Origin of the sequence: Dolichospermum sp. LEGE 00246 (assembly GCF_015207865.1) — a bacterium.
Classification (GTDB): Bacteria; Cyanobacteriota; Cyanobacteriia; order Cyanobacteriales; family Nostocaceae; genus Dolichospermum; species Dolichospermum heterosporum.
This window is the reverse complement of the sequence record NZ_JADEWA010000657.1, coordinates 1-2,073: the sequence shown is the minus strand read 5'-3', so window position 1 is coordinate 2,073 and position 2,073 is coordinate 1. Positions and strand designations below refer to the sequence as shown.

At 42.3% G+C, this 2,073-nt stretch carries 3 protein-coding genes and 1 tRNA gene; all 4 read left to right on the top strand.

Going from position 1 to position 2,073, the window contains the following annotated elements; translation table 11 throughout:
* The first annotated feature begins 99 nt into the window (after positions 1–99).
* The 4 genes from IQ228_RS25205 to IQ228_RS25190 all read left to right on the top strand — a co-directional run bounded on the left by IQ228_RS25205 (position 100) and on the right by IQ228_RS25190 (position 2,001).
* Positions 100–483, top strand: a complete 384-nt coding sequence (locus IQ228_RS25205; RefSeq protein ID WP_027402598.1) for a hypothetical protein — start codon at positions 100–102, stop codon at positions 481–483.
* 18 nt (positions 484–501) lie between these two features.
* On the top strand, positions 502–1,002 hold the full coding sequence (locus IQ228_RS25200) for a hypothetical protein (RefSeq protein WP_193964872.1): 501 nt from the start codon (positions 502–504) through the stop codon (positions 1,000–1,002).
* Between the two features lie 75 nt (positions 1,003–1,077).
* Positions 1,078–1,857, top strand: a complete 780-nt coding sequence (locus IQ228_RS25195) for a photosystem II S4 domain protein (RefSeq protein WP_193964871.1) — start codon at positions 1,078–1,080, stop codon at positions 1,855–1,857.
* Positions 1,858–1,927: 70 nt separating this feature from the next.
* Positions 1,928–2,001, top strand: a tRNA-Val gene (locus tag IQ228_RS25190).
* Positions 2,002–2,073 lie beyond the last annotated feature (72 nt).

Genomic DNA, 2,073 nt, shown 5'->3' with positions numbered 1-2,073 from the left:
GAGGTAGGGGAGGTAGGGGAGGAAATTCTTCACCAATCCCCAATCCCCAGTCCCCAATGCTGTAAAATAGTTTTCAAATCCTGGTCTAGTCAAAAACTCATGACTAAAGTTACATCACAAGAGATTGCAAAATTTCGTTCTCATTTGGTAGATGATCCTCAAGCAATGGAAGCATTAGACTTGATAGAGGATTGCGATGGAGATTTAGAAGATGCGGTAATGACTCTGGCTATTCGGGCTGGACAAGAACCAGAACAAACTAATTCCGACTGGTTGGATGCTTTAGCCAAAAAGTGGCGGGCGGTAATTTGTGAACAAGAATATCGAGAAAACTTGTTAAATGGGTCAATTCAAGAGATGATTAGACATCTGAGGACAATACCGAGTTTTCCCAAAAGTCTGGCTACACCCGTTTTAATTTATATTCTTAAACAAGGTGTGAATAATTTTTGTGAGCCTTTGGATTTGCTAAAGTCACATTAATCCTGAGTTTTAAAATTGATGAATTATCTTGTTGCTGTATTATCAGATCGCATCCAGGCTGAAGCCGCTGATTTAGCTTTAGAAAGAGAAGGCATAAATGGCACTATTCTTGGTAGAGGATATAAAAGTGCTGATGAATTTGGTTTAATTGATCCCAAAGAACAGGCAAAAAAACAAGTCAAGCTAATGGCGATTTGGTTAGTACCATTTGGCTTTTTTTCCGGTTTTACCTTCAGTTTGATTACCGGTTTGGATACCTTTGCTTGGGCTGGAGAAATCGGGAATCATGTGATTGGCGGCATTCTGGGCGCTGGTAGTGGTGCAATGGGTAGTGTATTTGTAGGTGGTGGCGTAGGTTTATTAGAGGGTGGTGGTGATGCTTTACCCTATCGCAATCGTTTAGATGCAGGTAAGTATTTAATTGTGGTACAGGGTTCGGAAACTCTGACTCGTCAAGCTACTCGCATTCTCCGCCAGTTTGAACCAGAAAATATTCAAGGTTATGCGGAAAATAATTAGTATATACCAGATCCCCGACTTCTTTGAGAAGTCGGGGATCTATTTCCTCCTGCTCCCTGTAACTCCTATAATTCCATGCTACCTAGAGAAGAACTTTTAAAAGGTGTTGAAAACCGCGATACTGTTGCCCGTGTAATTGATCAAGCAGATCAAGCTATAAAGACCTGGGAAGTGGTATTTACAGATTTTTTGTCTCCGCCGGAGTTGGCGGAAATTCAAAGGGTATTTAGCCGCTTAACGGAGGTGCATTCGGTAGCTTGGGGTGGATATCCACAGGCGGAAAGACAAAGGTTAGCGATCGCTCGTGCTGATTTACCATTAGATCAGTCCGAAGTGGCGATTGTGGCTTTAGAAATCGCTGGTAATTTCTTGTTTGATACAGCAAATCACCGGGATTTTTTAGGCGCAATGCTGGGAACGGGGATTGTGCGGGAAAAAACCGGAGATGTGATTGTATTGGGGGAAAGAGGGGCGCAGGTGATTGTTGTCCCTGAATTGGTAGAATTTTTAGAGATGAGTTTACAACAGGTGCGTTCTGTGCCGGTGAAAACTCGACGGATTGAGATTAATGAGTTAAAAATCCGTGAACCTAAGAAGAAGGAAATGACGACTGTGGAGGCTTCTTTGCGGTTAGATGCGGTGGCTTCGGCTGGGTTTGGGATGTCCCGCAGTAAAATGGTGGATTTGATAGACTCTAATGATGTGCGTGTCAATTGGAAGGAAGTCACTCAAGCCAGTTCCCACGTTAAAACAGGGGATTTAATCGCTATTCGCGGGAAAGGGCGCTTGGAAGTTGGGGAAATTGCAGTTACTAAAAAGGATCGCTATCGGGTGCAATTGACTAGATATGTGTAGGACAAAATTTTGGTCTTGCTGGATTGACAGATTATATTTTATATGATATATTGATGGTCTATATGATTACGGACGGTTAGCTCAGGTGGTTAGAGTACATCGTTGACATCGATGGGGTCGTTGGTTCGAGTCCAATACCGTCCATATTTTTTGTACAATGACTAATTCTTTGTCGTTGGTGGCAGGTTAGTAAACTAGTACAATTGTATATATAAT